The sequence below is a fragment of the Solwaraspora sp. WMMD792 genome, assembly GCF_029626105.1.
Lineage (GTDB): Bacteria > Actinomycetota > Actinomycetes > Mycobacteriales > Micromonosporaceae > Micromonospora_E.
On sequence record NZ_JARUBH010000009.1, the window covers coordinates 2,613,471 to 2,639,995 of the forward strand.

The 26,525-nt window shown below is 68.5% G+C and carries 19 protein-coding genes; 6 read left to right on the forward strand and 13 right to left on the reverse strand.

The genetic code is table 11. The annotated features are described in order from the left end of the window. Nucleotides 1–2 precede the first annotated feature (2 nt). The 3 genes from O7629_RS13125 to O7629_RS13135 all read left to right on the forward strand — a co-directional run bounded on the left by O7629_RS13125 (nt 3) and on the right by O7629_RS13135 (nt 2,347). The gene (locus O7629_RS13125; protein ID WP_278169443.1) at nt 3–482 is read left to right on the forward strand and encodes a nuclear transport factor 2 family protein; all 480 of its coding nucleotides are present in this window, start codon (nt 3–5) and stop codon (nt 480–482) included. A gap of 98 nt (nt 483–580) precedes the next feature. Further along, on the forward strand, nt 581–1,417 hold the full coding sequence (locus O7629_RS13130; RefSeq protein WP_278169444.1) for a TIGR02452 family protein: 837 nt from the start codon (nt 581–583) through the stop codon (nt 1,415–1,417). 480 nt (nt 1,418–1,897) lie between these two features. After that, nucleotides 1,898–2,347, forward strand: coding sequence for a hypothetical protein (locus tag O7629_RS13135; protein WP_278169445.1), 450 nt, complete (start codon nt 1,898–1,900; stop codon nt 2,345–2,347). 262 nt (nt 2,348–2,609) lie between these two features. On the opposite strand, the gene O7629_RS13140 is transcribed toward O7629_RS13135, so the two are convergent. From O7629_RS13140 to O7629_RS13175, 8 genes are all read right to left on the reverse strand, one after another. Then, nucleotides 2,610–3,344, reverse strand: coding sequence for a DUF981 family protein (locus tag O7629_RS13140; RefSeq protein WP_278169446.1), 735 nt, complete (start codon nt 3,342–3,344; stop codon nt 2,610–2,612). A 752-nt stretch (nt 3,345–4,096) separates the two neighbouring features. Further along, nucleotides 4,097–5,302 carry an iron-containing alcohol dehydrogenase gene (locus tag O7629_RS13145; protein ID WP_278169447.1) on the reverse strand — a complete coding sequence of 402 codons (1,206 nt, stop codon included), beginning with the start codon at nt 5,300–5,302 and terminating at the stop codon, nt 4,097–4,099. Between the two features lie 159 nt (nt 5,303–5,461). Then, nucleotides 5,462–6,922, reverse strand: a complete 1,461-nt coding sequence (locus O7629_RS13150) for an NAD-dependent succinate-semialdehyde dehydrogenase (protein ID WP_278174516.1) — start codon at nt 6,920–6,922, stop codon at nt 5,462–5,464. Between the two features lie 65 nt (nt 6,923–6,987). After that, nucleotides 6,988–8,001 carry an ABC transporter ATP-binding protein gene (locus O7629_RS13155; protein WP_278169448.1) on the reverse strand — a complete coding sequence of 338 codons (1,014 nt, stop codon included), beginning with the start codon at nt 7,999–8,001 and terminating at the stop codon, nt 6,988–6,990. Nucleotides 8,002–8,063: 62 nt separating this feature from the next. Continuing rightward, nucleotides 8,064–9,131: an ATP-binding cassette domain-containing protein gene (locus tag O7629_RS13160; protein WP_278169449.1), complete on the reverse strand. Its 1,068-nt coding sequence runs from the start codon at nt 9,129–9,131 to the stop codon at nt 8,064–8,066. Continuing rightward, nucleotides 9,131–10,042 carry a carbohydrate ABC transporter permease gene (locus O7629_RS13165; protein WP_278169450.1) on the reverse strand — a complete coding sequence of 304 codons (912 nt, stop codon included), beginning with the start codon at nt 10,040–10,042 and terminating at the stop codon, nt 9,131–9,133. The genes O7629_RS13160 and O7629_RS13165 overlap by 1 nt, the downstream gene beginning before the upstream one ends. Continuing rightward, a complete protein-coding gene (locus O7629_RS13170; protein WP_278169451.1) occupies nt 10,042–10,992 on the reverse strand; it encodes a sugar ABC transporter permease in 951 nt (316 codons plus the stop codon). Before O7629_RS13170 ends, O7629_RS13165 begins: the two co-directional genes overlap by 1 nt. After that, nucleotides 10,989–12,362, reverse strand: a complete 1,374-nt coding sequence (locus O7629_RS13175; RefSeq protein ID WP_278169452.1) for an extracellular solute-binding protein — start codon at nt 12,360–12,362, stop codon at nt 10,989–10,991. The genes O7629_RS13170 and O7629_RS13175 overlap by 4 nt, the downstream gene beginning before the upstream one ends. Nucleotides 12,363–12,805: 443 nt before the next feature. On the opposite strand from O7629_RS13175, the gene O7629_RS13180 reads away from it, so the two are divergent. The 3 genes from O7629_RS13180 (at nt 12,806) to O7629_RS13190 (ending at nt 15,118) form a co-directional block, all read left to right on the forward strand. Next, on the forward strand, nt 12,806–13,549 hold the full coding sequence (locus tag O7629_RS13180) for a GntR family transcriptional regulator (protein ID WP_278169453.1): 744 nt from the start codon (nt 12,806–12,808) through the stop codon (nt 13,547–13,549). Nucleotides 13,550–13,644: 95 nt separating this feature from the next. Continuing rightward, nucleotides 13,645–14,214 carry a DJ-1/PfpI family protein gene (locus O7629_RS13185; protein ID WP_278169454.1) on the forward strand — a complete coding sequence of 190 codons (570 nt, stop codon included), beginning with the start codon at nt 13,645–13,647 and terminating at the stop codon, nt 14,212–14,214. Nucleotides 14,215–14,311: 97 nt separating this feature from the next. Continuing rightward, nucleotides 14,312–15,118: an alpha/beta hydrolase gene (locus tag O7629_RS13190; protein ID WP_278174517.1), complete on the forward strand. Its 807-nt coding sequence runs from the start codon at nt 14,312–14,314 to the stop codon at nt 15,116–15,118. A gap of 23 nt (nt 15,119–15,141) precedes the next feature. Here the strand turns inward: O7629_RS13190 and O7629_RS13195 are convergent, their stop codons facing one another. From O7629_RS13195 to O7629_RS13215, 5 genes are all read right to left on the reverse strand, one after another. Further along, nucleotides 15,142–16,374 (reverse strand): cation:proton antiporter, encoded by a 1,233-nt coding sequence (locus O7629_RS13195; RefSeq protein WP_278169455.1) that lies wholly within the window; start codon nt 16,372–16,374, stop codon nt 15,142–15,144. 45 nt (nt 16,375–16,419) lie between these two features. Then, entirely contained in the window at nt 16,420–17,538 is a 1,119-nt protein-coding gene (locus tag O7629_RS13200) for a Gfo/Idh/MocA family oxidoreductase (RefSeq protein WP_278169456.1), read from the reverse strand. Further along, on the reverse strand, nt 17,508–18,218 hold the full coding sequence (locus tag O7629_RS13205) for a ThuA domain-containing protein (protein WP_278169457.1): 711 nt from the start codon (nt 18,216–18,218) through the stop codon (nt 17,508–17,510). Before O7629_RS13205 ends, O7629_RS13200 begins: the two co-directional genes overlap by 31 nt. 160 nt (nt 18,219–18,378) lie before the next feature. Next, on the reverse strand, nt 18,379–19,494 hold the full coding sequence (locus O7629_RS13210; protein WP_278169458.1) for a thioesterase domain-containing protein: 1,116 nt from the start codon (nt 19,492–19,494) through the stop codon (nt 18,379–18,381). Nucleotides 19,495–19,550: 56 nt separating this feature from the next. Continuing rightward, a complete protein-coding gene (locus tag O7629_RS13215) occupies nt 19,551–26,522 on the reverse strand; it encodes a non-ribosomal peptide synthetase (RefSeq protein WP_278169459.1) in 6,972 nt (2,323 codons plus the stop codon). Nucleotides 26,523–26,525 lie beyond the last annotated feature (3 nt).

The window sequence follows — 26,525 nt, forward strand, 5'->3', positions numbered from 1 at the left end:
CCGTGGACATCGACCAGCAGACCCGGGCGCAGGCGCAGGAGGTGTTCGCCCGCAACCTCGAGTACATCACCGCAGGACGCATCCGGGAGTGGGTGGAGCTGTTCGATCCGGCCGGGGTGCTGGAGTTCCCCTATCCGCCGCCGGGCGTGCCGTCCCGGTTCGTCGGGCACCACGAACTGTACGAGCACATGAAGGACTTCCCGAAGCAGTTCGACGTCCGCTTCTCCGGCCTCACCTTCCATGAGACCACCGATCCCGAGCTGGTGATCGCCGAGTTCGTTGGCGAGGGCAGGGGCGTGGTCACCAAACGACCGTTCCACCAGGTCTACATCTCCGTGGTCCGCTTCCGGGACGGCCGCATCGTCCACTTCCGGGACTTCTGGAACCCGCTGGTGACGATCCGCGCCGCCGCCACGGTCGGCCACGTGTGGCGTGGTCTCGTCGATCTGATGCGTCCGGCATCCAAGCGAGGGCCAGCTTGACCTCGCGCCCTACCGTAATCGGGTTGTCCGCCACCACGGTGCTGCGTAGGTTCCTTGGTTGTGTCACTTCTCGGCAAGATCACCGGCCCGGTGTACCCGTGAGCGGCCGTCTTCGCCAGATCGCGCGGCAGACGGTGACGATCACGGAGTCAGGCCGCTACCGCAACGACATCGGTGACGAGGTCGTCATCGCTGACGCGGTACGCGCCGCGGTCGCCGGGACCCGGCATCACCTACCCGATGAGACGATCACCCTCGCGTACCGCCAAGCGGGTACCTGCACAGTGGAGGTGACGGACGAGTCGACGCTGCTGGCGGCACGCCGCCTCGGCCCCGGTGCGGCGGCTCTGGTGTTCGCCTCGGCCAGGAATCCCGGCGGCGGGTTCCTCAACGGCGCCCAAGCGCAGGAAGAGAGCATCGCCCGCTCCTCAGCCCTCTACGCATGTCTGCGGGCCGCACCCGACTTCTACGCCTTCCACCGCGCCCAACAGGACCTGCGCTACAGCGACCGGATCGTCTACTCCCCCGACGTGCCGGTGTTCCGCGACGACCATGGCAACCTGCTCGACCAGCCGTACACCACCTCACTGCTGACCGCGGCCGCGCCGAACCTCGGCGCGATCGTACGCAACCAACCTGACCATGCCGCCGACGTGCCGGCCGTACTCGCCCGGCGAGCCCGGCGGATCCTCGAGGTCGCCGCCACGCACGGGCACCGCAGCCTCGTGCTCGGCGCGTGGGGATGCGGGGTGTTCCGCAACGATCCCGCGACCGTGGCCGACGCGTTCGCCCACGCCTTGAACGCGGTCGCTCATTTCGACCACGTCGTCTTCGCCATCCGCGACAACCTGCCCGGAACACCGGTCCACGCGGCGTTCGCCCAACGTTTCAGCCGCACCACCGACGAACGGACCAGCGGCCACCCTCGCGGCTGACCACCGCCCGGTACGCCGGACACCACCGGCAATCCGCTTCCAGTTCCAGCTACGCCCGCTGGACCAGGTGCACCCCTGCGGTCGGGACGAGCAGACGCTGCACTGGTTCGGACTCACCGACGGCTGGTACTGGCTCGACCTCAACGGACATCGACTGCTGCGCTACTCCGTCGAGACGGCGCGCCGCCGGCAAGCAGACGGCCACGACGACCCACCGGCGGTGAGGCGCGTGAGTCGCAGCGTTGCTGTGCGGCCGGAGTTGGAGACGGCCCGGCTGTTGTTGGAGCGAATGGGCATCGCCCCGTCCGACCTGCTGGAGGTACGGCCGGCCCGTCCACCGGCCCCGACGTTCGCCGAGTACGTGCCGGTCGTGGCCGCCGCAGTGTCGCCGGGGTCCAGTTTTCCTCACAGACCCACGTCGCATGACCAGGTACATCGACCACCGGCATTCCCTTGGTCCTTGATGGCATCCTGGGTTGGATGGGTGGCACGGTGGATCTGAAGGACGGGCACGACGACGTCGTTGGCGTGGTGCGACGACTTCTGACGGGGGACCTGCCCGCTGAGTGCGACTGGGCCGGATTCCCATGGGACGACGCCCGGATCTGGTACCGAGTGACGATCGTCGCCTGGCCGTCCGGCGAGGCCAGTGAATTGGTCAAGGTGGTGATCGGATGCGCGCAGCAGCCTGCGACGTTCGGTGTTCCCAATGGCGCGGCGCCAGCAGTGAGCCGGTACCTGAACTTGAGCGAAACTCAGCGCTCGCAAGAGTGGTCGGTGTATCCAGGCGACCCGGACCATGACCGAAGTGTCTGGATCCATCTCGCGGCAGCGGTACGCCAAGTACAGAACGCGTTCGACACGCGAGCGCTGCACCGCGAACATGACGGGACGTTCGGGCTTGTGGTGCAACGCCCGGTCCCGGCATGACAACGAGCCATTTTCATCCTGTGTAGCGGTTGGCTTCGCCGTGGTGCAGGGCGAGGATGGCCTGCACGATCGTCACCTGTGTGCTGGTCAGTCTTCTCCAGACCGGCCGCAGCTTCGCCCTGGCACAGGCGCTTCTTTCCGGCCGGCACGCTGAACGCAGCGGCTGTTGGTTGCCGTCTGCTCGTGGTGAGACGCCGGGCTGGTGCCGGCGTCTCACGGGTCGCGGCGGATTCGTTTTGTGGTCAGGCCGGGCGCAGGCTGATCAGATCCGGTACTCCGTACCGAGACGAAGGTTGATGTCCAAGCCGGCGTGGGTGTAGTAGTTCAGAATGCTGAACAGGGCGAAGACCAGTCCGCTGCCGAACCAGAGCCACCGCGCGGCGGTGAGCAGCCAGCCCGGACGCAGGCGGCTCAGCGGCGCCAGGATGGCACCGAGGCCGGCAGCCAGGTAGAGCAGCACGAAGAAGGTGTTCTCCACAAGTGGATAGCCGTTGAGCAGCCCGGTGATGGGTTCGGCGGCCGGCGCGCCGCCGACGATCTCGAACCGTGCGATGGCGGCGGCACAGGCGATCAGGACGCCGCCGAGTCCGATGACGACCACGGCGACCGGGGTGAGGTCCACCTGTTGCAGACCGGCGAGGTCGCCTCGCAGGTGCCAGAGGTAGACCGCTGCGGCGAGCAGCAAGACGCCCAGGATCAGGCACGGCTCGCCGAAGATGAAGTTGAGCGGCGGGTTGACGGTCAACGGCCAGGTGGTCGCCATCAGTGCGCCCAGCGGCGCGAGGACCAGGCCGAGCGCGCCGAATACCACCGCCCACAGCCGCGGGTCGAAGGTGCCACCGGCTGGTGCCACCGCCACCGGTCGGTCCTGCACTGGATCGGGATCCGTGTTGTCGAGAGCCGGCGGGGCGGCTGCGGCGGCCCGTCGAAGCAGCAGCGACACCAGGATCAATGCCAGCCCGGCGACCACTCCCATGGACGTGTTGTAGAGAATCACGTGCCCTCCCTCATGTGGTGTCGACCCTTGCCTGGGATCGGTGCCGTGTCGTCGGCAGCCGCCCGTCACCATGACCGCAGCCGCCGCTGCGTGGGCAGCGGCACTGCGCGGTCGGACCCGCCCGGTCGTCCGCAACCGCGACGGCGAGCGACTCCGTGCTGCTCGCGCGGCCGTCGCCGGCTGTCGGCGTGTCGCGGTCCGGGAGTCGCTCGTCGAGTTCGGGAATCTGGCCCCAGGTGGTACCGGCTGGAGCGGATCCGCGTGGCGATTCATCCGTGACCACAGTGGTCGCCGGTCCGCGTCGCATCCAACCAATGGTCAGCTGGGCTGTAACCACATAGACACTTTACGTAGTATCACCCTGTTGGCGCTAGGGTTTGACCGGGCGATCTTGATCATCCATAGTGACGTTTGCCGGAACGCCAGGTGACCTGCCGGCGACTCGACGTCGGGACGGGCGGCACCGACGACATTGGACGCATTGCCTCGCCGCGGGCCGCCTACCGACCGGCCGCCGACCCGCCCGCGCCAGGGCGGGAGCGTGCTGTCCTATCAGTACAGCCCACACCGGACGGCAGGATGACCGCCAGGCGACTTCGAGCGATGATCACTACCGACGCCGCGCTTCTGGCCGCCACTGCGGCGGCCGCCACCGCGGCGGCCGCCACCGTCGGCCAGAGCCAGTCCCCCGGCAGCCTGAGACCTGGCCGGCCACAGTTGGTCCAACTGATGCCAGCCGCCGCTTCCGCGCCTTACCGGTCCCCGGTCCAGGCCGCTTCGAGGATGGCGGTCAGGCTCGCGGTGTCGGTCGGGCCCGGATGGTTCTGGATCAGACGGGTGACGCCACTGGCCATTTCCGCGAAGCGCGGCAGGTCGGCACGGGCCACGCCGATGTCCGCCAAGGTGGGTGGGATGCCGATGTCGGCAAGGAGCCCGTTGAGCCAGGTGAGGAACGCATCTGCGGCCTCGGCCTCCGAGGCGTCGGTCACGTCGAGCCCGCAAACCCCGGCGAGGATGGCCAGCCGGTCTCCGATGGCATTCCTGGCCGCCGCCAGCGCGTAGGGCAGTAGCAGTCCGACGCCCAGGCCGTGCGGCGTGTGGGTGGCTGCGCCGATGGGGTACTGGAGAGCATGCGGGGCCGCGTTGCCTGCGTGGGAAAACGCGAGCCCGGCTAGCACTGACCCGTAGGACATGTCCGCGCGCGCGTCCTTGTCGCCTCCGTTCCGGACCGCACGACGCAAGCTACGGGCGATGCGCTCCGCAGCCAGGAGCGCGTAGTGGTCGGTGACCGGGTTGCGGCCGAGGAAGACCTGCTCCACCGGGTCGCGCGGTCCGTGGGCCCGGGGTCGCGCGGTGTAGCTCTCCACCGCGTGGCAGAACGCGTCGATGCCCGAGTGGGCGGTGACGGTCACGGGGCAGGTGTAGGTGAGTTCGGGGTCGACGATCGCGAAGTCGGGCACGATGTGGACGCTGGAAACCCCCACCTTCAGCTCGCGGTCCGGGTCGGTCAACACCGAGACGGGTGTGAGCTCGGAGCCGGTGCCGGACGTCGTCGGGACCGCGACGAGAGGAATCGTCGGCCCCGGCACCTTCGACTCGCCGTAGAAGTCGCGCGGCGTCCCACCGTGGCGCCGGATCACGCCGACGATCTTGGCGAGGTCGATCACCGTGCCGCCACCGATGGCGAGGATCACGTCGGCATCCACCTCTGCGGCGGCCGAGACGGCCAGGGCGACATCGGCGAGCGGCACGTCCGAAGTGGCGTCGGCGAACACCTCGACGACCTCGACCTTCTCCCGCACAGCGGCGACGATCTCGGCCACGCCCGGCTGTCCCAGTAGAACCTGGTCGGTCACGATGAGGACTCGCGAACCGCTCTCGGCCACCACTCGTGGGATGTTCTGCGCGACCCCTTCGCCCACTATCAGCTGGCGTGGTCCGCGGACGGTCTCAAGCATGTCAGTGTCTCTCCGAACGTCGGCGGCGATTAGCTGGGCGGGACGTCCAGGTCATCTGCGAGACCGGGACGGCGTCGGCAAGGTTGGCCGCCCAGTGGCGCAGGCGCGCGCCGGGCGCCCGAGCTCGATCGGGCCCGGGCACCCGGAGCAGCAGGTCGGTCACGGTAGGTCGATCGCCGCGTAGGTGAGATCGAGGTACTCAAGGATGCCCTCGTGCGACCCCTCCCTGCCGATCCCGGACTGCTTCACGCCTCCGAAGGGAGCTGACGGGTCCGAGATCAGCCCACGGTTGATGCCCAACATCCCCGTCTCCAGCCCTTCGGTGAACCGCAGCGCCCGCTGCAGGTCACGGGTGAAGACGTATCCGACGAGGCCGTGCTCGGTGTCGTTGGACTTCGCCATCACCTCGTCATCGGACGTGAACGGGATGATCGGCGCCACCGGGCCGAAGATCTCCGTCTCCAGGATCCGCGCGTCTTCGGGCACGTCGACAAGGACCGTAGGCGGGTAGAAGTGGCCCGGCCCATCCGGACGCTCGCCGCCCACCAAGACACGGGCACCGCGATCGACCGCGTCGGCGACCAGCTCGTCGATCTTGGCGACCGAGGCCTCGTCGATCAATGCCCCGACGTCCACGCCGTCGTCGAGACCATGGCCCACCGAAAGCGCGCCCATCCGCTCGGCGAAGCGCGCCGTGAACTCCTCGCGCACCGGCTCCTCGACGTAGATCCGGTTGGCCGCGATGCAGGACTCCCCGATGTTGCGCATCTTGGCCACCATGGCACCGTCGAGCGCGACGTCCAGATCCGCGTCGGCACACACGATCAAGGCCGCGTTGCCACCCAGTTCCATGGAGGTGCGCAGCACGTTGTCCGCCGCCTGCCGGAGCAGCACGCGCCCGACCTCGGTCGACCCGGTGAACGAAAGCTTGCGGGTCCGACGGTCGGCTAGCAGTGCGGAGACCACTTCGCCGGCACGCTTGGTTGTCACCACGTTGACGACGCCCGGGGGTACGCCGACCTCCTCCATGATGCGGGCCAGGAACAGCATGGTGAGTGGTGTCTGAGCTGCCGGCTTGGTGATCGTCGTGCAGCCCGCTGCCAGCGCAGGAGCGATTTTGCGGGCACCCATGGCCAACGGAAAGTTCCAGGGCGTCACGAAGACGCACGGTCCGACCGGCTTCGGCACGGTGAGGATGCGATATCCACCTGCGGGAGCGGTGCTGTAACGCCCCTCGACGCGCACCGCCTCCTCGGCGAACCAGCGGAAGAACTCGGCGCCGTAGACCACCTCGGCCCGAGCCTCGGCGAGCGGCTTGCCCATCTCGAGCGTTATCAGCCGGGCGACCTCCTCGGATCGCTCGGTCAGTGCCCGGTACGTCGCGGTCAACAACTCTGACCGTTTCCGCGGCGGGGTCGCCGCCCACTGCGCCATCGCCTTGCTCGCCGCGTCCAGAGCGGCGAGCCCGTCGACGACGTCGGCGTCCGCCACCTCGGCGATGGTCTCGCCGGTGGCCGGGTCCTCGACGGAGAAGGTGGCACCGCTTGCGGCGTCGCGCCAGGCGTCGCCGATCCGGAGCCGCCGGTGCTCGGGGGCCAGGATGTTCATCGGGTCGCTCATTGCGTCGCCTCCTTCGATCTTCTTGCTGATGTCCAGCGGGACCTCGGCGATCGCGTCCGACACGGCTACCGCCCCGCCTCGGACAGTGACAGCCCGGTGCCCGCGTCGAACAGGTGCGCACGGTCCAGGTCGACCGTGACAAGCAGCCGTTCGCCCGGCGTGCCGGTGACGGTGGGCCGTGCCTTGACCTTGAGAATTTCCGTCCCCACTCGAACGTCGACCACCGTGCGGTCACCGAGCGGCTCAAGCCCGTAGAGCTCCCCCGGCAACGACGCGTCCCCACGCCGTTCGACGGACAGGTCCTCGGCGCGCAGGCCCAGCAGCAGCGCACGACCGTCCTCGGCCGTGGTCCAGCGGGGCCTCGGCAGTGTCCAGCCGTCCGCACCGACCAGACGGTCTCCCTCGGCGCGGCAGGCGAGCAGGCTGATCGGCGGGCTCCCGACGAATCCCGCGACCCACTGGTTGGCTGGCCGCTCGTACACCTCGGTCGGCGTTCCGACCTGTTGCACCTTCCCCTCCTTGAGGACCGCGACATGGTCGGCCATGGACAACGCCTCGACCTGGTCGTTGGTCACGTAGACGAAGGTCGCGCCGAGGCTGCGGTGGATGCGGGTGAGCTCGGTGCGCATCTCGACGCGGAGCTTGAGGTCGAGGTTCGTCAGCGGCTCGTCCATGAGAAACGCGCGCGGGTGACGGACCAGTGCCCGGGCCAGGGCGACGCGCTGCATCTCACCGCCCGACAACTGAGCGGGCCGACGCTGCAGCAGCCGTTCGATGTGCAGCAGGCTCGACATCTGTTCGACGGCAGCGGCGATCTCGCTCGAAGAACAGCGGCGTGCCCGCAGCGGCGAAGCGATGTTCTCGTACGCCGTGTGTCGCGGGTAGAGGGCGTAGCTCTGGAACACCATGGCCAGGTCGCGTGCGGCCGGGGTGTCGCCGGTCGCGTCCCTCCCGTCCAGATGAACCGACCCGGCGTCGAGCTTCTCAAGGCCGGCGATCGCTCGCAGGGTCGTCGTCTTGCCTGCCCCGGAGGGTCCGAGCACGACGAAGAACGAGCCGTCCGGCACGTCCAGCGTCACCCCGTCCAGGGCTTGGACTTTGCCGAAGGACTTGCACAGCCCGTTCACTGCCACGGTTCCCATCAGGCCACCAGCTCTTCCGTGCTCACGTCGTAGACCGCCGGGGTCCCGCCGATGTGCCGCAGCCCGACCGGGGCGTCAGCGGCGAAACGGACAGTCGGTGGCATCCGAACCCGTAGGTCACGCTGGCCGCCGTGGTCGACCACGTAGATGATCTCGTCGCCCAGCCACTCCGCCGAGACCACGCGGGCCGGGACCGAACGGTCCGCCCCTGGTTCGGTGACTTCCAGTGCCTCCGGCCGGACGCCTGCGACCAGGCGACGGTCGCGCCGCAGGCCCGGCGGTGGCGGGAGCACCAGTCCGCCCTGACTGCGCAGCTTCCCGTCGACCAGTTCCACCTCGATCAGGTTCATCGGCGGGGAGCCGATGAACGCGGCGCAGAAGAGGCTCGCCGGACGGTCGTAGACTTCCAGCGGCGTGCCGATCTGCTCGACGCGGCCCTTGTTCAGGATGGCGATTCGATGACCGAGCGACATTGCCTCGACCTGGTCGTGGGTGACGTAGACCATCGTCGCCCCCAGCTCCCCCTGCAGGTGCTTGATCTCGGTACGCATGTCCGCCCTCAGCTCCGCGTCCAGGTTGGTGAGAGGTTCGTCCATGAGGAATGCACGCGGCCGTCGGACCAGGGCGCGGGCAAGCGCGACACGCTGCTGCTCCCCGCCGGACAGCTGGCGCGGCCGTCGGTTCAGGAGTGGACCGAGCCGCATCAGCCGGGCGGCCTCGTCGACCCGCTCGCGCACCTCCGGCTTGGGTAGGCCCTCGGCCCGCAGTGGGAACGCCAGGTTGTCGCGGGTTCTCAGATGCGGGTAGAGAGCGTAGAACTGGAACACCATGGCGATGTCGCGCTCGGCGGGCGGCAGGTCGTTGACCAGGGTGTCGCCGATGCGGATGTCGCCCGTCGTCTGCCTCTCCAGGCCGGCTACGGCCCGCAACGTGGTCGTCTTGCCGCAGCCCGAAGGACCGAGCATCACGAACAGCTCGCCGTCGCCGATGGACAGATCCACGTGCTCGACCGCGACCGTCCCGTCCGGGTAGCGCTTGTGCAGCGCGGTCACCTCGATGCCCGCCATCAGCGTCGCACCGCCCCGAGCGTCACACCGGCGACGAGGTGCTTACGCACCAGGTAGGCGAAGACGAGCACCGGCAGGGCGAACACCACGGAGGCAGCAGCCACCAGCCCCCAGTCCACAGTGGTTCCGCCGATGAGGCCCGCGATGGCGGGCGGGGCGGTCCGTACGCCGTCGCTGGAGGTAAGGAAGATGGCGAACACGAACTCGTTCCAGGAGAAGATGAGCGCGAAGACCGCTGTCGCGGCGATGCCGGGCACGAGCAGAGGAAGCGTGAACCGCCAGAACGCTTGCAACCTGGTGTAGCCGTCGAGCATGGCGGCATCCTCGTACTCCGCGGGCACCTCGTCGACGAATCCCTTCATCATCCAGATGGTGAACGGGAGGTTGAACGCGGCGTAGATGAGGATCAGTCCGAGCTTGGTGTCGATGAGTCCGACCTGGCGATACATCAGAAAAATCGGGACAACGACCACCACGGGCGGCATGAAGCGGGTGGACAGGATGAAGAAGAGTTGGTCCTTCTTGGCCTTCACGGCGAAGCGTGAGTAGGCCCAGGCTGCCGGGACGCCCAGGACGGTGGCCAGCACCGTGGAGACCCCGGCGACGACGATGGAGTTGAGGAACGCGACGGACAAGGATGAGCGACCGCCGGCCGAGCCGACGAACACGTCCTTGAAGTGGTCCATGGTGACCGTGAAGCCAAGAAACTTGGCTGGGATCGCGTAGACGTCCCGGTTTTCCTTGATGGACGTCTCGATCATCCACAGCACCGGAAAGAGCATCACGACGGCCAGCACGGCCAGCAGCGCGACCTCCAGCACCGAGCGGCCCCGGCCGCGAAAACGGCGCGCTGGGGGCGGGTTGTCCCGGGCAGGACCTGTGGACACGGCCTCGTCGACGGAGACGGCCATCAGTCCTCCTTGAGCTTGTTTAGGTAGCGCAGGTAGAACTGCGTGAGGACGATGACGACGAGGACCATGAGGATCCCGTACGCCGATGCGGTTCCGGTGTTGAAGCCCAGGAACGCGACCTTGTAGACGTGGAACGACAACGTCTCGGTGGAGACACCCGGACCTCCGCTAGTGAGGATGTAGACGAGGTCGAACAGCCGGAAGGCCTCGATGGCCCGGAACAACACGGCGATGAGGAGCAGCGGCCATACCAGCGGAAGAGTGATGTGGCGAAACCGGAACCACTCGGACGCCCGGTCGATCGAGGCGGCCTCGTACAAGTACTTGGGGACCGCGGTAAGGCCGGCAAGTGCGATGAGCATGATGAACGGCGTCCATTGCCAGGTGTCGACCAGGATCAGGGAGAACAGTGCGGTTCGCTGCTGGGTCAGCCACTCCACCTGCCCCAGACCGACCGAGCCGAGCATGCTGTTGATCACGCCGAACTGCGTGTCGAGCATGAATCGCCAGAACAGCCCGACCACGACCGGCGACAGCATCATCGGAACCAGGAACAGAGTTGTCAGCAGTCCCCGCCCGTGCGTGCGCCGTGAGATCAGGTACGCGATGGCGAAACCGAGCACGGTCTGCAGGGTGACCGCACCGACGACATAGATCAACGTCGTCAAGGCCCGCTGGTGGACCTGCGACGAAGTCAGGACGGCGGTGTAGTTCCCGAACCAGATGAAATGGGCGGGCCCCCCGCGAGTGGCCGAGTAGTCGGTGAACGACAGGTACAACGCCCACAGCAACGGGAACACCGACATCGCGAGCAGCAGCAGCAAGGCGGGTGCGATGAAGGCCACGGCGAGCCCGCGGTCACTCAACCGGCGGGACCACCCCGGTGCAGGTGGCGTCGCAGATGCCACCTGCACCGGGCGGTCGGTCGTCAGAGGGGCGGAGTCACTCACAGTCCGCCGCCACCCTCGCGGCTGCTGGAGTCGAGCACGCTCTGCTGCTCCCTGGCGATGTCGTCGAGCGCCTCCCTCGGCGTCTTCACGCCGTTGAGAGCCGCGTTCACGTTGGTGTTCTCGATGTCGACGAGGCGCGCGTACTCGGGCACGTTCCACATGTCCCGCATCCGTGAAACCGAGTCGGTGTACACCTGGTTGAACGGCTGGGCATCGAGGAACTCGGGCGACTCCAGGGCGTCCGTGCGCGATGGCACACCACCGGCCGAGGCCCACTTCTTCTGAATCTCAGCCTGCTCGAACCACTTCATGAAGTTCAGGGCCTCCGCCTGGTTCGCCTCGGAGGCGTAGGCCGACACGTGCATCCCCATGCCGCCGAGGGGCACCAGGTTCGTCTTCTGGGCCGGCAGGGTGGCAAAACCCAGCTTGTCGAGAATCTCCTCGCGCGAGGTGCCGAGGGTCGACTGCTCCGGGTCAAGCAGGCCGCCGCTCGCGGCGATCCAGTTGAACGCGATGCATGCCTTGCCCTGGGCGACCGCCGCGTTGACCTCGTCGATGAACCAGTTACCGGAACCCTTGGCGGTCAACGGCTTCATCTTGTTGACGAGGACGTCCATCGCCTCGTGCCCCGCCTCGTCGTTGAGGACGCCCTCGATCTTGCGCTCCTTGGCGTTCCAGAGGTTGCCGCCGTAGACGCCGTTGACCGTGTTGTACGTTACGGCTGCGGCGTCGGAGCCGTTGGCCTGGTGGAAAGCCAGCCCGCTGACGCCAGGGTTGTCCGCCTGGCACTTCTCGGCGACCGAGATCATCTCATCCCAGGTCTCCGGTGGCTCGTCGCCGATCAGATCCTTGCGGTAGATCATCGTCCAGGTGTCGCCGAGCAGCGGCAGGCCGTACAGGCTGGCGTTTTCGTCGCGCTGGCCGGTCTCCGCCTGGGGGAACTGGCCGTAGGCCGCCAGGAGGTACGGGTCGTATGCCTCGACGTCGATGTTCTCGTTGACGAAGTCGGTGATGTCGAGGATGTTGCCGTTCGTCACGGCCTCGCCGATGTGTTGCGAATCCAGGATGGCGATGTCGAAGTCGGTCTTGCGCGCGGCGAACTGGGTGAACATCGCGTCGTGCCAGTTCGCGTTCGGTACGGTGTTGACCTTGATGGTCACGTTCGGCCGCTCGTTTGTGTACTCCTCGTTCGCGAAGTCTTCCAGCGCCTGAGCGGGCGGCCAGTCGAACCAGATGAAGCTGAGGGTCAGCGGGTCCTCGGTGAGCGTCGGGATGGTCGCCGGCGCCTTCGGGGCGTTCCCCTGCCCGCCGTCGTCCTGGCCGCCGCAGGCCGCCACCATCGTGGCGACCAGCACGGCTGCCGTCGCCATCCGAGCCTTTCGCCCGGTAAAGGCGAGTCGTCCGGTTTGCTGCTGATATCGCATCTTATTGCCTGCTTTCTAAGAGGGGACTTCTGGAGCCCTGCCGCATGCTTCGCCGAGCAGTCGCTGCGTTGTTCAGGCGTGTTGCCGTGCTGTCGCGGGGGACGACCCGCAGACCGGCGCCACGAGTACGCCGCGACGTACCGGGGTCATGCAGCCGAGAAGTCCTTCGGTCCTGGTGCGGCCCGGTGGCGAACCGAGCAGGGTGCCGAGCATGCTCATGGAAACTTCAGATGATCGAAGTAGGGCGCTGGCAGGCGGTTCGGCGATGATGCAGGATGCCAGCCTCCGTCACCGTTCCTATACGATTTGGGGGACGGCGTCAGCATGCAGGAGCGTCGCGACCGATGTCAACAGGTTCGCGGAGACGCGAGAAGGGACCTCACGTCACGATGGACGACGGAGCGATGACCGCGCGGGGCCGCGGAGCCATGACGGGCGGAGTGCCGCCGGAACGATCTCGCGGCCGGCTTGCCGACGAGGTGTACGACACGCTGCTCGGACAGCTGATGTCACTACGGATCGAGCCTGGCTCCCGCGTCACGATCGACGTCCTGGCGCGAGAGCTGGGGGTCTCGCAGACGCCGATCCGAGACGCGCTGAACCGCATGGAGGCCGAGGGCCTGGTCGTGCGGGTGCCACATGCCGGCTACCGCATTCCACCTCAAATCACCCGGCACCGATTCGAGGACATGCTCGAGATCCGCCTGCTTCTCGAGCCGGCAGCGGCGCGCAGATCCGCTGAACGCGCGACCTCGGAGCAGGTGGTCGGCCTGCAACGGATGCTGGAGGAGATGGCCGAGCTGGAGGGGGGCAACGGGCGCATGGCCTACGGCGCCTTCGGGCTACGCGACGCCGCTTTTCACGATCTCGTCGCCCTGAGCGCGGGGAACCAGGTCATCCGCGAAGCGCTCGCTCGCCTGCACACCCACGTGCACCTGTTCCGACTGCTCCACGACACCCAGGTCACTCACCTGGCCATGGCCGAGCACGAAGAAGTTCTGGCCGCGATCGCCGCGCGTGACCCCGACGCCGCCGCCTACGCCATGCGTCGGCACATCCTGCTGTCCGGCGAGCGGTTCCGACGACTGTTCGACGAGGCCAAGGCCGCGGACGGGATGGCGATGAAGGCTTGACGGGCGGGCCGGGCCGAGGAATGCTAGCTCAAATCGGATCGGATCGGATCGGATTTGATCTGCCTCATGCAGCCCCACGATGCGAGGAGAAGCAGGTGCCCAGAGCACTGCTCCTGACCGGCGACGCCGCCGAGGAGCTCGACACCATGTACCCCTACTACCGCGTACAGGAGGGCGGCTGGGACGTCGACGTCTCGTCACGGACGATGCGTGACATACAGCTGGTCATCCACGAGTTCGACCCCAACTCCGACGCCTACGTGGAGAAGAACGGCCGGAAGCTGCCGGTCGACGTGCCCTGGGCCGAGGTCGACGTCGAACGCTATGACGCCCTCATCATCCCCGGGGGACGTGCCCCCGAGTGGATCCGGGTCGACGCCGACGTCAGGCGCATCACCGAGCACTTCTTCGCGCGTGACCTCCCGATCGCGCTGGTGTGCCACGGCGCGCAGGTGCCAGCGGTGTACGGGCTGCTCAAGGGTCGAAGGACGGCGTGTTTCCCACCCATCACCGGGGACATGGAGAACGCGGGCGCGACGGTCGTCGACGCTCCCGACGTCGTGGACGGCAACCTCGTCTCCTGCCGCGGGTGGCCCGACATGCCGCAATTCGGCAGGGCGATGATGGAGCTCTTCTCGAAGTCCGTCAAGCCCGCATCGGCATGAGCGCACCTGGCCGGCACCGGTGACGGCACCTCGGACCGTCACAGTCGGCGGCTCCCCCGTCCACGTCCTGGAGAGCGGCACCGGGCCCGCAGTGCTGATGCTGCACGGCTCCGGACCCGGCACGACCGGGTCCGGAGCGTGGGCAACGACGGCGCAGGCGCTGGGTGCATCCTGGCACTTTGTGGCTCCTGACCAGGCGGGATTCGGCCGTACCCCCATCCCGGCGGGCTCCCGAGGTGGGCTCCGGCTGTGGACGGAGCAGGCCGCGGGCCTGATGGATGCTCTCGGTATCGAGTCCTATGCCGTGGTGGGTCACTCCATGGGCGGTGCCGTGGCGCTGGCGTTGGCAGCCGCGCGCCCCCAGCAGGTCACCCGTGTCGTGGCGGTCTCGACGATGGGCGCCCCAGGGGCGCCCCTCTCCGCCGACCTCGAGGCTATCTGGGCCGCCCCCGCCGGCCCGCTCGGAGCACGAGACATGCTGAGCCGTCTCGTCCTCGACCAGGCGCTCGTGACCGAGTCGGCCATCGCTGCCCGAGCGGCTGCGATGCGGGCGGGTGCGGCCGCATTCGCGTCGTTGTTCCCTCCGCCTAGGGCGCGGTGGGCCGACGAGCTCGCCCTCTCGGCGCAGGCGCTGGCGGAGGTCCGCGCGCCGGTGCTGCTCGTCCACGGCGCCGAGGACCGAGTCACCCCGCTCGCGACGGCAGCCCTGCCCCTACTCGAACACCTGGCCGATGTCCGTCTGCACGTGCTCGGCCGATGCGGGCACGTGCCGGCGATCGAGCACCCGCTCGAGTTCCGGCAACTACTGTCATCCTTCCTCCGGGATGAACGACATACGGTCCGGGACGTAGCCGGCCGGGTTGGCGGCGTCCAGCGGGAGAGCGCGGATGGCGCAGTGGGCTAGGGAGGTGATCCACCGCCCGATATCTACGAGGCCGGCTCCAGTCTCGCCGCACGGGCACCGGCATGACGGTCGACGGCCCACAGCAGAGGGCCGCTGAGACCGGTGGTGATCAACGCCATGACGATCAACGCCAGGAACAGGCCGGGAGCGAGGATGCCCGCGCTGTAACCGGCCTGGAGAACGGCGATCTCCGTGAGGCCGCGCGTGTTCATCAGTGCCGCGAGCTTGAGACTCGCGAGTCGCGACTGCGCCCCCAGGCGGGCACCCGCATAACTGCCCGCCAGTTTCGAGACGATCGCAAGGACGGTCGCGATGACGATCGCCTGCCAGGAGACGATGTTCGGCACGCCGGCCGCCAGCGCCGCTCCGGTGAGGGTGAACATGACCGGGAGCAGCAGGCGGCCGAGCCGGCCCAGTTGGTGACTCACCCGCCCCCAGGCCCCGTCGCCGGGAAGGGCGAAGCCCACCAGGACAGCCCCGAAGATCTCGGTGAGACCGAGCCCTCCGGTGCTCCGCGAAGCGGCGTAGGCGATGACAGCGACCAAGATCATGGCCGCGTACGGGTAGCGGTTCGCGAGCGTTTGGAGTGCCTTGGTCCGGGCGATCCACCGGACCACCAGCACCGCTGGAATACCGCAGAGGAGTACGGCGACCGCTCTGACGGCGCCGTCCCGTCCGGTGGCGAGACCGATAGCGACGGCCAGCAACACCCAGGTGACCGCGTCGATGGTCACGGCTGAGGTCATCGCGAGCCGGCCGATCTCGGTGTTCTCCATTCGCCGGTCCCGCAGGATGCCTGCGAGCACCGGGACCGCCGTGACCGCCAGCGAGACAGCCAGCATGAGTGTCAACGCGGTGGGCGACGCCTCCCCTCGGAGGTCGGGGCCGCCGACCGTCAACACCCAGGCCGCGAGCAGTACGCCGGACACCATGGCCGGTAGGGTGGACCCCGCCGACAACCAGGCCACGGCTCGACTGGAGAGCCGTCCGCCACCCTGCCGAATGCCATGGGCGGCGCTCACCAGGAACAGGGCGAGACCGAAGTGGCCCAGAAACTCGAGCACCTCCCGCCCGGGAGTCTCCGGCGCGCCCCAGCCCACCTGTGACACCAGCACTCCGCCCAGCAGCAGGCAGCCGGCGATCTCAAGGACGATCTCCGGCTGTCTGAGCCTCCCCGCCAGCCAGCGCCCCACCGCCGCGGTAACCAGCACGCCGGCCAGAACGAGCGCCAGCGTGCCAGCTATGAGCGCGTCCAACCGCGCCTCCCTATCGGAGTGTCCACTGCGGTCGACTTCGTCTGTTCAGCGTCCGGGTGCGAGGGCTGACCGCCACTCCTCGGCCGGGGTGATCGGGACGGGTGTAGGGCGTTCGACCGCCGTCGTCAGCTCGACCCGTCGGCCCTCAGCGGCTGATCGGAGCAGGGCCGTCATGATCTCGAGTACATGCAGCGCCACCTCACCGCTGGCCCGTGGTGGACACATCACGTCGGATCGGACCAGGTCGATCAGGCCGATCCCTCGGGCGGCGGCGACGTAGCCGGCCCGCGGTTCGAGGGTCCGCCACCCGGGGCCGTCGAGCGCCAGGTGGCGGACCTCGCCGTCGAAGGTGTTCGGATCGGGTACGGCGAGGGTGCCGTTCTCCCCGTGCACCTCGATTGGCGCGGCCGTGGTCGCGACACCGTCGAAACTGGTCGTGAGGGTGGTCAGGGCACCGCCCGCGTGTTCCAGCGCACCGGTCACGTGGGTCGGCACCTCGACCGGGATCCGCTGACCCAGGCGGGGGCCCGAGCCGATGACCCGGACGTCGCGCAGCCGGCTGGCCGCCCCGATCACGGCACGGACCGGCCCGAGCAGGTGGACCAGCGCCGAGATGTAGTACGGCCCCATGTCCAGCAGTGGGCCGCCTCCCGGGGCGTAGTAGAAGTCGGGGTCAGGGTGCCAGCGCTCGTGCCCGGGGGTGACCATGACGGCGGACGCGGCGAGCGGACGCCCGATCAGGCCACTGTCGATCGCCGCGCGGGCGGTCTGCGTACCGGTGCCCAGGACGGTGTCCGGCGCGCAACCGACGCGGACGCCGGCCGACGCCGCCCGGTCGATGATCGACCGGCCCTGCGGGAACGTGACGGTGAGCGGCTTCTCGACGTAGACGTTCCGGCCGGCGTCGATCGCCGCGCCGGAGATCTCGGCGTGCGCCGCCGGGATCGTGAGGTTGAGTACCGTCGCCACGTCGGGGTGATGGAGCAGTCGCTCGACGCTCACCGCCTCGGCACCGGGAATCGCGGCGGCGGCAGCGACGGCTCGGGCCGCGTCCAGGTCGGCCAGTGCGACGACCCGCACCGTGGGGTGGTTGGCGAGCGTGTTCAGGTAGGCGCGGGAGATGACTCCGAGACCTACGACGCCGATGCCGTGCGGGTCGCCCACACCATCCCCCTCTCGATGACGGTACGGACGCACTGATGCTCCAGCACATCGAGGCTATGTCCGGGAGTCGTCACGACGATCCGCCCGGCGCCCCAGGTTCGGGTCCAGATCGCCGGCGAGGTGACCGGCCGGTGCCACGGGTGCCACACCTGCGTAGGGTGGGTAGTGGTGGCCAGCACATCGATCAGGTCGTCGTGCAGCACCCAGTACTGCTCGGTGACCAGGTCGAAGTCCTCGATCCCCGCGGTGATCGGATGTTCCCGACCGAGGTCGGTGATGGTGACCGAGTGGGGCAGGAAGTTGTCCTTCTCCGCGCCGCTACGTTCGCACGGTTGGATGCCCGGATGGGTGGCGAACTGGCCGCCCACCAGGTGCAGGTAGTCCGAGCAGGCGCGGAACGAGTCGACGATGCCGCCGTGCCAGCCGGTGAACCCTGTCCCGGCCGCGATCGCCGCGGCCAGACCCGCCACCTGTTCCCCTGTGATCTGCGACATCGTCACGCACTGCACGATGAGGTCGGTACCGGCCAGTTCGGCGGCGTCGGCGTAGATCTCCGTCGACCCTTCCACCCGCACCACGTATCCGCTGCGTTCGAGGAACGGGATGAACAACTCCGTCGCCTCGACCGGCCGGTGCCCCTCCCAGCCGCCTCGGACCACAAGGGCTCTCCGCTGCACCACACCCGCTCCCTCCCCGGTCAGCCGCCCCAAGCGCCACTGCTGCTGCCCAGCCGACGCCCACAGCTTCCGACCATCGACAACCGTACCCGAGCTACCATCTCTCGGCACTCGCCCGACGGGGCCCTGCCGCACCTTCGAGGCGGGCCGGAGCCAGGCCCTTCTACCGGGAGTCGAGGGCGAGAACCGCCTGGGCCGTGGCCCGGGCGGATCGTCGGTCGAGAATCGAGAAGTGGTCGCCGTCCAGCGATCGCCGCCGGAATGTGCCAGAAGTGTGGATGGACCAGCGCGGGTCGAAGTTGCGTGACCGGGTCGCCGTCAGGAGGTCGACCGGGGCGGCCGTCGTCCCGGTGGGTCGATAGGCCCGCCCCGCCTGCAGGACCGAGCGAAACCGGTTGAGGTAGCCGACGAACTCCGCCGGGTTCAGACTGGCCAGGTGCGGGATCACCCGGGCCATCAACGGGAAACGGCGGCTGAGTGCAGCCGCCAGCCGTTCCCTGGCCGGGGCGTCGAGGCGCGCCCGAACCGACCGCCACATGACCTCCACGGTCGCCCCGTCGGGGAAGAGCGGCCTGTCGTCGGCGAGCCAGCCGAACTCGTCGAGCAGCGCCCGCTCGGGCCCGGGAAGGAAGTCCTCGTGCCCGGCGCCATTGGCAGCAGGCAGGTACAGCTCGTACGGCGAATCCACCAGGACCACCCGCTCGACCGGACGTCCCCGCTGGTCGAGTAGTTTCGCCATCTCGAACGCGACGAGCCCGCCCAGGCTCCACCCGAGGATCACCAGCCGCCGGGACTCGTCGAACGTCGACTCGATCGCCGCAACATGGTCGCCCGCCAATCCGGCGATCGTGAGTGCCCGAGGGGCGTCGAACTGCTCGTGAGCCAACTTGACCCCGTACAGGTCCGCCTGGCCGGAGAGCTCCCCGGCCAGGCTCGTGTAGCCGTAGACATCGCCGCTGACATCGTGCACCGCGACCAGGAGAGCGTCCTGTCCGCTCCCGTCGCCGGCCCTGGACAACGGCACGATCACGGTCTGTTCCTCGCGGACCTCAGCCGCCCCTCGCGCGATCCGGTTCCAGACCGCGTCGGACTGCCGGTCGATGGTCCGGCAGTCGACCAGTTCGGCGATCTCGAACTCGGTCGCGAAGGCCTCGTTCAGCTCGGTCAGCAGGATGAGCGACTTGAGCGAGCTACCACCCGCCGCGAAGAAGTCGACGTCCCCCTGCAGTTCGTCGCGCCCGAGCACCTGCAACCAGAGCTGTCTGATCGTGTCCCTCACATCGTCCTTGGTGTGCATATCTCGGTGCCCTTTTCGGTCGGTCGTGGAAGCGGCACTCAGCAGGGTGGAAGCGTCGACAACGGTCTCGACGGGGTCGCCACCAGGTCGAAGACGGCCTGGACGACGTCACCCATCGCTTCCGCCGTCTCACGTTTGAACAGTGAGTTGTCGTAGTTGAGGCTCACGCGCAGGCCGTCCCGCGTCTCGTCGACAAGGAACGTCAGCGGGAACTTGCTGATCCGGGGGCGGTCGACGCGGTAGTGCTCGACGGCGAGTTGCTCCCCTGGGACCAGGTCCTCGACGGGCAGGTAAGGGTAGTACGCGAACATGACCTCGAACAGTGGGTTGTGTCCGCCGTCGTCCTGAATTCCGAGGTCGCGGACCAGGGTCTCGAACGGGTATTCCTGGTGGTCCAGCGCCGCGAACAGATCGATGCCATGTGCCGCCAGCAGCTCCGGAACCGGACTCGTACGGTCGACGTTCACTCGGACGGCCAGCGTGTTGACGAACATCCCGATGGTGGACCGGATTCGCGGATCACGCCGGCACTCCACGGGGATGCCGATCGTGACGGTGTCTTGTCGGCAGATGTGCGCGAGGGCACCGGCAAACAGCGAGAACAGCGCCGAGAACCTGGTGGTCCCCGCTGCTCTGGCCAGCGAGTCCAGTTCCCGCCGCCGCTCGGCCCCGATCCACAGTTCGACGTAGTCGCCGCTGAACCGCTGCACTTTCCCCCTCGAGAAGTCGTACGGCAGGGCGGGTCTGGTCGGCTCGCCACCGAGCTTGTCGAGCCAGTAGGCCCGCTGCCGCGCCCGTTCTTCCGCGCTCTGCTGGTCAGCAAGCTGAGCGTAATCGGCGTAACGCAAACCGGGCGCTTCGTCCGGCGCGGCACCGAGGTACAGACGCATCAGTTCTCCCAGCAGCAAGGGGACGGAGGCGCCGTCGAAGACCACGTGATGGACGTCGATGACGACATGGTGCGCCACGTCTGAGAGGCTCGCGAGTTTGACGCGCATCAGCGGCGCTTTGGTCAGGTCGAACGGCTGCACGAAGCCGCGTAGTACATCGGCCTCCTCACCGGGCTGGATCTGCTGGCGGACGATCGGGACCGCGACGGCCGGTTCGACCAGGCCGACCACTCTTCGATGACGGATGGCGAACCGGGTCCGGAACGCGTCGTGCCGCAGGACGAGTTCGTTGACGGCCTGTTGGAGGCGTGCCGCGTCGAGCGGGCCGCGTACCGCGAAGGAGAGCGGGATGTTGTAGGCCGTACTGCGGGGATCGAGCCGCTGCAGGTAGTAGATGCCGGACTGGGAGGTGGTGATGGGGTACTCGGTGGCGTGGGAGCCGTCCGGGAGGCGGTCCGGCTGAGTGCGCGATCCAACGCCCGGATCGTCCGCCGACAGGTGGCGGATCCGCACCGCCAGCCCTCGTACGGTCGGGTGGTGGTAGAGGTCACTGATCCGCAGTCCGACACCGAACTCCTCGTTGAGCCTGGCGACGATGTTCATGGCTCGGAGGCTGTCGCCGCCCAGGTCGAAGTAGGAGTGGTCGACGCCCGCGTCGGTCGCGTCGACGACCGACCGCCAGACCGCCAGGACCCGCCGTTCGATCTCGTTCTCCGGCGCGGCGGCGAGGCTCCCGACCGTTCGGTCAGGGGCCTGACGCGCGAGCAGCGCCCGCCGGTCCACCTTGCCGTTCGGGGTCGTCGGGAGCTGCCCCAGGCGGACGATTGCAGCCGGGACCAGGTAGCCGGGCAGCGCGGCGGCGAGCTCGCGCCGGACCGTGTCCGGTTCCGGCGACGGTGCGTCCGCCGGCCCGTCGGCAACGTAGTACGCCTCCAGCTCGGCGGTGCCCCCGACTTGCCTGATCAGCGCGGCAACGTGCCGCACGCCGGGAATCCGCTGCATCGCGACCTCGATCTCACCCAGCTCGATACGTCGCCCGCGAACCTTCACCTGCGCGTCACGCCGACCCAGGTAGATCAGGTTGCCGTCCGGTGCCCACCTGGCGTGATCACCGGTCCGGTACAGCCGCTCGCCGGGAAAGTCGGGGTGCTCGGTGAACACTTCCGCGTTGAGGCGGGGACGGTTGAGGTAGCCCCGGCAGAGCCCTCGGCCCGACAGGTAGATCTCCCCGGTCACGTCGATCCCCACGGGCTGCTGGTTGGCGTCCATGACGTAGACCCGGGTGTTGTCGACCGGCCGGCCGATGGGAACGGCCGGCGTGCTGTCGTCGAACCGGTAGACCGTGCTGTAGGTCGTGTCCTCCGAGGGGCCGTACAGGTTCCTGACCTCGATCCTGCGGTGATCCAGCAGATCGCGAAGCGCGGGCGGGGCGGGCTCGCCCGCGACGTTGACCGCCGTGACGTTCGAGAAGTCGTGGCCTGAACGGCACAGTTCGACGACCACCGAGGGCACCGTGTTGACGAGGATGCGCCGGTGCGCCCCGAGCCACTCGCCGATGTGTGCCGGCGACTCGATGAGCCGGACGGTCTTCCCCGTCGACAGCGGGAAGAGGAGCTCGAAGATCGACAGGTCGAAACAGATCGAGGTGGCCGCGATGACCACCCCGACGTCGGTGTCCGCGAACTCGCGCCGGCTCCACTGCAGGAAGGCGGCGAGATTGTCGTGGGTGATCTGCACGCCCTTCGGGTCGCCGGTGGACCCGGACGTGTAGATGAGGTAGGCGACCGCGTCAGGGGGCGACGGCGCCGCCGGAACGGTTGGCCAGGAGCCCAGGCCCGCGCGGAACCGGCCCAGGAGCTGCGGATCGACGAGGAGCCTGCAGTCGCAGTCGTCGAGGATGAACTCGATTCGGCGGGCGGGATACGCGGGGTCGAGCGGCACGAAGGCGGCACCCGCTTTGAGGACGCCGATCAGGCACGCGACGAGCCAGTCGTCGCGCTCGAGGAGGATGCCGACGTAGTCACCCGGGCGCACACCCAGCTCCTGCACGAGGAATCCGGCGAACTGGTCAGATCGGGCATTCAACTCCGCATAGGACAGCTCCTCGTCGTCGACGAGGAGCGCTGTGGCGTCCGCCGAGTCCGCGCACCGGGCGGCGAGCATGGTCAGGAACGGCGTGTAGGCCGGATCGACCCTGCCCCGGCCGAAGTCCAGCACCGTGCCGCGCTCGGCCGGCGGGACACACGGCAACCGGCCCACCGGGCGAGCCGCGTCGTCGCTTGCCGCCGCGAGGAGGGTCTCGAGTGCGCCGACGAACCGGCGGATGGCATCCTCGGCGTACAGGTCGGTGTTGTACTCGACCTCGAGGGCGAGTCCGGCCCCCCGCCCGCGTTCGACGAAGTTGAATGTCGCGTCGAACTTGCTGAACCGCTGGGGAGCCGACCTTCTGGTGAGGCGGAAACCCGGGCCCTCGATGTGGTTCAGCGCCTGGTTCTCGGTCGCGTTCTGCAGGACGACCATCAGGTCGAACACCGGGCTGCGACCCGGATCCCGGCGTAGCCCGAGATCGTCGACCACGGAGTCGAACGGATGGGCCCGGTGTTCCAACGCAGCGGTGACGCCCGCCTTGACCCTGGCCAGCAGCGCGTCGAACGTCTCGTCCGCCGACAGCGTCGTGCGCAGCGGGAGCGTGTTGACGTAGAACCCGATCTGCTGTTCGACGTCGACGTGGTCCCGGCCGGCGACCGGGGTCCCGAGCGTGATGTCCGGCTGACCGGTCTGTCGGAACAGCGTCGCCTTGACCCCGGCCACCAGCACCATGAACAGGGTGCATCCCAGCTTCGCTCCCAGCTCCTCGAGGCGAGAGACGAACGACGCGGAGAAGGTGTGCCCGACGACGGCGCCGCGGTGGGTCTTGACGCTCGGCCGCGCCCGGCAGCCCGGAAGGTTCACCGCAGGGACCGTCTCCAGGCCCGCCAGATGGTCGGACCAGAAGCGGCGGTGGACGTCGTGGTCCCCGGACTCCAGGCGGCTCCGCTGCCACGCCGCGTAGTCCTTGTACTGGATGTCGAGCCGGGCGACCGGCGGTCCGGCAAGGGCGGGGTCGTAGAACTTGAGCAGGTCGCTGACGAACACGCCCAGCGACCAGGCGTCGCAGACGCTGTGGTGGATGGCGAAGGCGAAGGTGTGGCTCCCTCCCCCGGTCGCCGCGAGTGCGGCCCGCAGCAGCGGGCCCCGGCTGAGGTCGAAGGGCCGCCCCACGAACTCGGCCAGCGAGTCCGTCAGGTCCTGGACCGGCGGGATGTGCTCGAGGTTGAAGTCCACCGCCGACACGGGCAGGACCGCCTGCCGCACGTCACCGTCCGGGCCCGTCCGGAACACCGTACGCAGGCTCTCGTGCTTCTCGATGACCTGCCGGAGCGCGTTCTCCAGCCGCCCGGGCTCGACCTCGCCCTGGATGTCGTAGACCGAATGGAGGTTGTACGCCTGGGAGGCGGACTCGAACTGGGATGCGAGCCAGAGCCGCCGCTGCGCGTTGGACAACTCGTAGTCGGCGGCGGGCGCGAGTCGGGGGATCCCAGCGAATCGGCCCGGGTCGGCCGCGCTGATGACGCCGGCCAGATCGTCGAGCCGCGGGTGCTCGAACACGGTGTTGAGCGCGAGCTCGACGCCGAAGTCCTTCGAGACGTGCGACAGCAGGCGGATAGCGGTCAGGCTGTGCCCGCCCAGCGCGAAGAAATCGTCATGTCGTCCCACCCGCCCGACGTCCAGCAGACCCGCCCAGAGCCGGGCGAGCCGCTCCTGTGCCGCGGTAACCGGCGGAAGGAAAACCTCCCGCGCCACCTCGGCATCGGGTGTGGGCAACGCTCGCCTGTCGAGCTTCCCGCTCGGGGTCAGGGGAAAGGACGTTCGCTGGGTGAAGTAGGTCGGTACGGCGAAGGGGGGCAGACTCTGCGCGGCCTGCTCCTTCAGTGCCCGCGGGTCCAGCGGCGTGTCCGCGATGAAGTAGGCCACCAGAACGTTCTCGCCCCGGACCTTTCTGGCGCAGACGACCACGTCGTCGACCCCGTCCAGCCCGCGGATCGCCCGCTCCACCTCCCCGGGCTCGATCCGGAATCCGTTGATCTTCACTTGATCGTCGGCCCGACCGAGGTACTCGAGCCTTCCGTCGCCGTCCCAGCGGACCAGGTCCCCGGTCCGGTAGAGGACGCCGTCGAAACCGATCTCGTCCAGTTTGACGTGGACGAAGCGCCGTGCCTGCTCCTGCGGGTCGTTCAGGTAGCCCTTGGAGAGTCCGGCACCCCCGAGGTGGAGTTCACCGACCATGTGGGGGGCGCACAACCGACGCTGCTGGGTCAGGGCGAACAGCTGGATGCCGTCGATCGGGCGGCCGATAGGGACCGTCCGGCCCCCCGGCCGCAGCTCGTCGGCGACGAGCCGGTGGAACGTGACGACGTCGGTGAACTCGGTGGGTCCGTACGAGTTCATCACCGCGGCCCGGAAGTTGGGCGACTCCGACCAGGTGCTCAGCTTCGACGTGTCGATCGGTTCACCGCCGAGCACGACGTGGCGCAGCGACCGTAGCGCGTGGAACCGGTGCTCAGCACCGAACTCCAGCAGCGGATAGAAGGCGCTCGGCGCGCAGTTCACGACCTCGATCCCGTGCGCGTCGATGTACTCGGCCATGGCCGAGTAGTCGTCGAGCGCCGCACCCAGCAGGTGTAGCTGTCCTCCGCACAGCAGGGGCGCGAAGAGGTTCTTCTGGGCCAGGTCGAAGCTGACGGGGGCGATGAGCAGGAAGCTCGGCTGTCCCGGTCCGCACACCTGCCGGGTGTACCAGGCCAGCAGGTTACGGAAGGCCCCGTGCTCGACCGCGACCCCCTTCGGCGTTCCGGTCGACCCGGAGGTGAAGATCACGTACACGCTGTCGTCCGCGCGGATGGTCACCGGGGGGTCCGTCTTCGGGTGTTCGGCGATCCGGTCCGCGGCCGGCGTCAACGCCACCACGTTCGCGACGGGCGTGGCGAGATCATCGGGCTCCCGCACGATCACGGCGGCGGCGCGGCTCTCCCTGACCAGCAGCGCTTTGCGGTCCGCCGGGTAACGCAGGTCGATCGGCACGTATGCCGCGCCGGTCTTGAGCACAGCCAGGACCGCCACGACCAGGTCCCGGCTGTCGCGCAGCGCGACCCCGACAAAGTCCCCGCGCCGGACGCCACCCACGTCCCGCAGGTAGTGCGCGAGCTGGTTGGCGTTCTCGTCGAGATCACGGTAGGTGAGTGCGCCGGCGCCGTCCACCACCGCTACGGCGGCAGGCGTGGCGGCCGCCTGACGTTTGAAGTCCACGAGCAGGCTCGCGGGCAGGTCTGGATCGGGTGCCGGGCCGTGTAGCGCCGCGGTGAGCTGTTCCAGCTCGGCGGGGGTGAGGACGGGGATCCGCGACAGCGACAGGTCAAGGTGGTCACGCAGCTTGCGCACGAGTTCGACGTAGTGCCGGAGGAACTGGACGGCGAGTTGCTCGTCGCATCCGGGGCCGCAGGAGAGCCGGACCTCCCGGTCGTCCGCCGCGACCGGCACCGTCAGACAGATGGCCGTCCCACCGGCCAGCCACGGGTTCGCGACCGGATCCGCCCCGCACACCAGCCCGAAGCGGACGAGGTGGGAAGTCTGCTCCTGGGCGGTCATCCAGTCACGCAGTTCGTGCCAGCGGTAGTCGCGGTACGCGGCGCCGTCCTGCGTCTCGTTGCGGGTGGCGCCGATCGCGTCGCGCAACGTCCCGTCCTGGTCGAGCGGCGTGGTGTAGAACAGCAACGCCTCGGTGCCGCGTGGGTGCCCGCCCACCGCCACCACACCGGCTTCCTGTCCGAAGTAGAAGGAAAGCAGGATTCGGTACAGGGTGACGTAGATGACCAGCTCGGCCTCCGGGTCACCCCGGCTGGCCTTCTTCAGGAATCGCAGATCCTCCTCGCAGACCGTGACCGACCAGTGTCTTCTGCTGTCAGCGGCGCCGGCCGGGTCCGAGGCTGTCAACGCCACGGGCAGGTCCGACCATTCGCAGCCGCTGACCTTGCGCACCCAGTAGTCAAGGGCGATTCTGGGGTCCAGGGTCTTCCCGGTCATCGT

Bases quoted from the DNA above. Each gene is read 5' to 3' on its own strand.
- O7629_RS13145 (WP_278169447.1), bottom strand. From the start codon at position 5,302: ATGCTTGAGACCGTCCGCGGACCACGCCAGCTGATAGTGGGCGAAGGG.
- O7629_RS13180 (WP_278169453.1), top strand. From the start codon at position 12,806: ATGGACGACGGAGCGATGACCGCGCGGGGCCGCGGAGCCATGACGGGC.
- O7629_RS13165 (WP_278169450.1), bottom strand. From the start codon at position 10,042: ATGGCCGTCTCCGTCGACGAGGCCGTGTCCACAGGTCCTGCCCGGGAC.
- O7629_RS13215 (WP_278169459.1), bottom strand. From the start codon at position 26,522: ATGACCGGGAAGACCCTGGACCCCAGAATCGCCCTTGACTACTGGGTG.
- O7629_RS13175 (WP_278169452.1), bottom strand. From the start codon at position 12,362: ATGGCGACGGCAGCCGTGCTGGTCGCCACGATGGTGGCGGCCTGCGGC.
- O7629_RS13190 (WP_278174517.1), top strand. From the start codon at position 14,312: ATGCTGCACGGCTCCGGACCCGGCACGACCGGGTCCGGAGCGTGGGCA.
- O7629_RS13160 (WP_278169449.1), bottom strand. From the start codon at position 9,131: ATGGCGGGCATCGAGGTGACCGCGCTGCACAAGCGCTACCCGGACGGG.
- O7629_RS13150 (WP_278174516.1), bottom strand. From the start codon at position 6,922: ATGAGCGACCCGATGAACATCCTGGCCCCCGAGCACCGGCGGCTCCGG.
- O7629_RS13135 (WP_278169445.1), top strand. From the start codon at position 1,898: ATGGGTGGCACGGTGGATCTGAAGGACGGGCACGACGACGTCGTTGGC.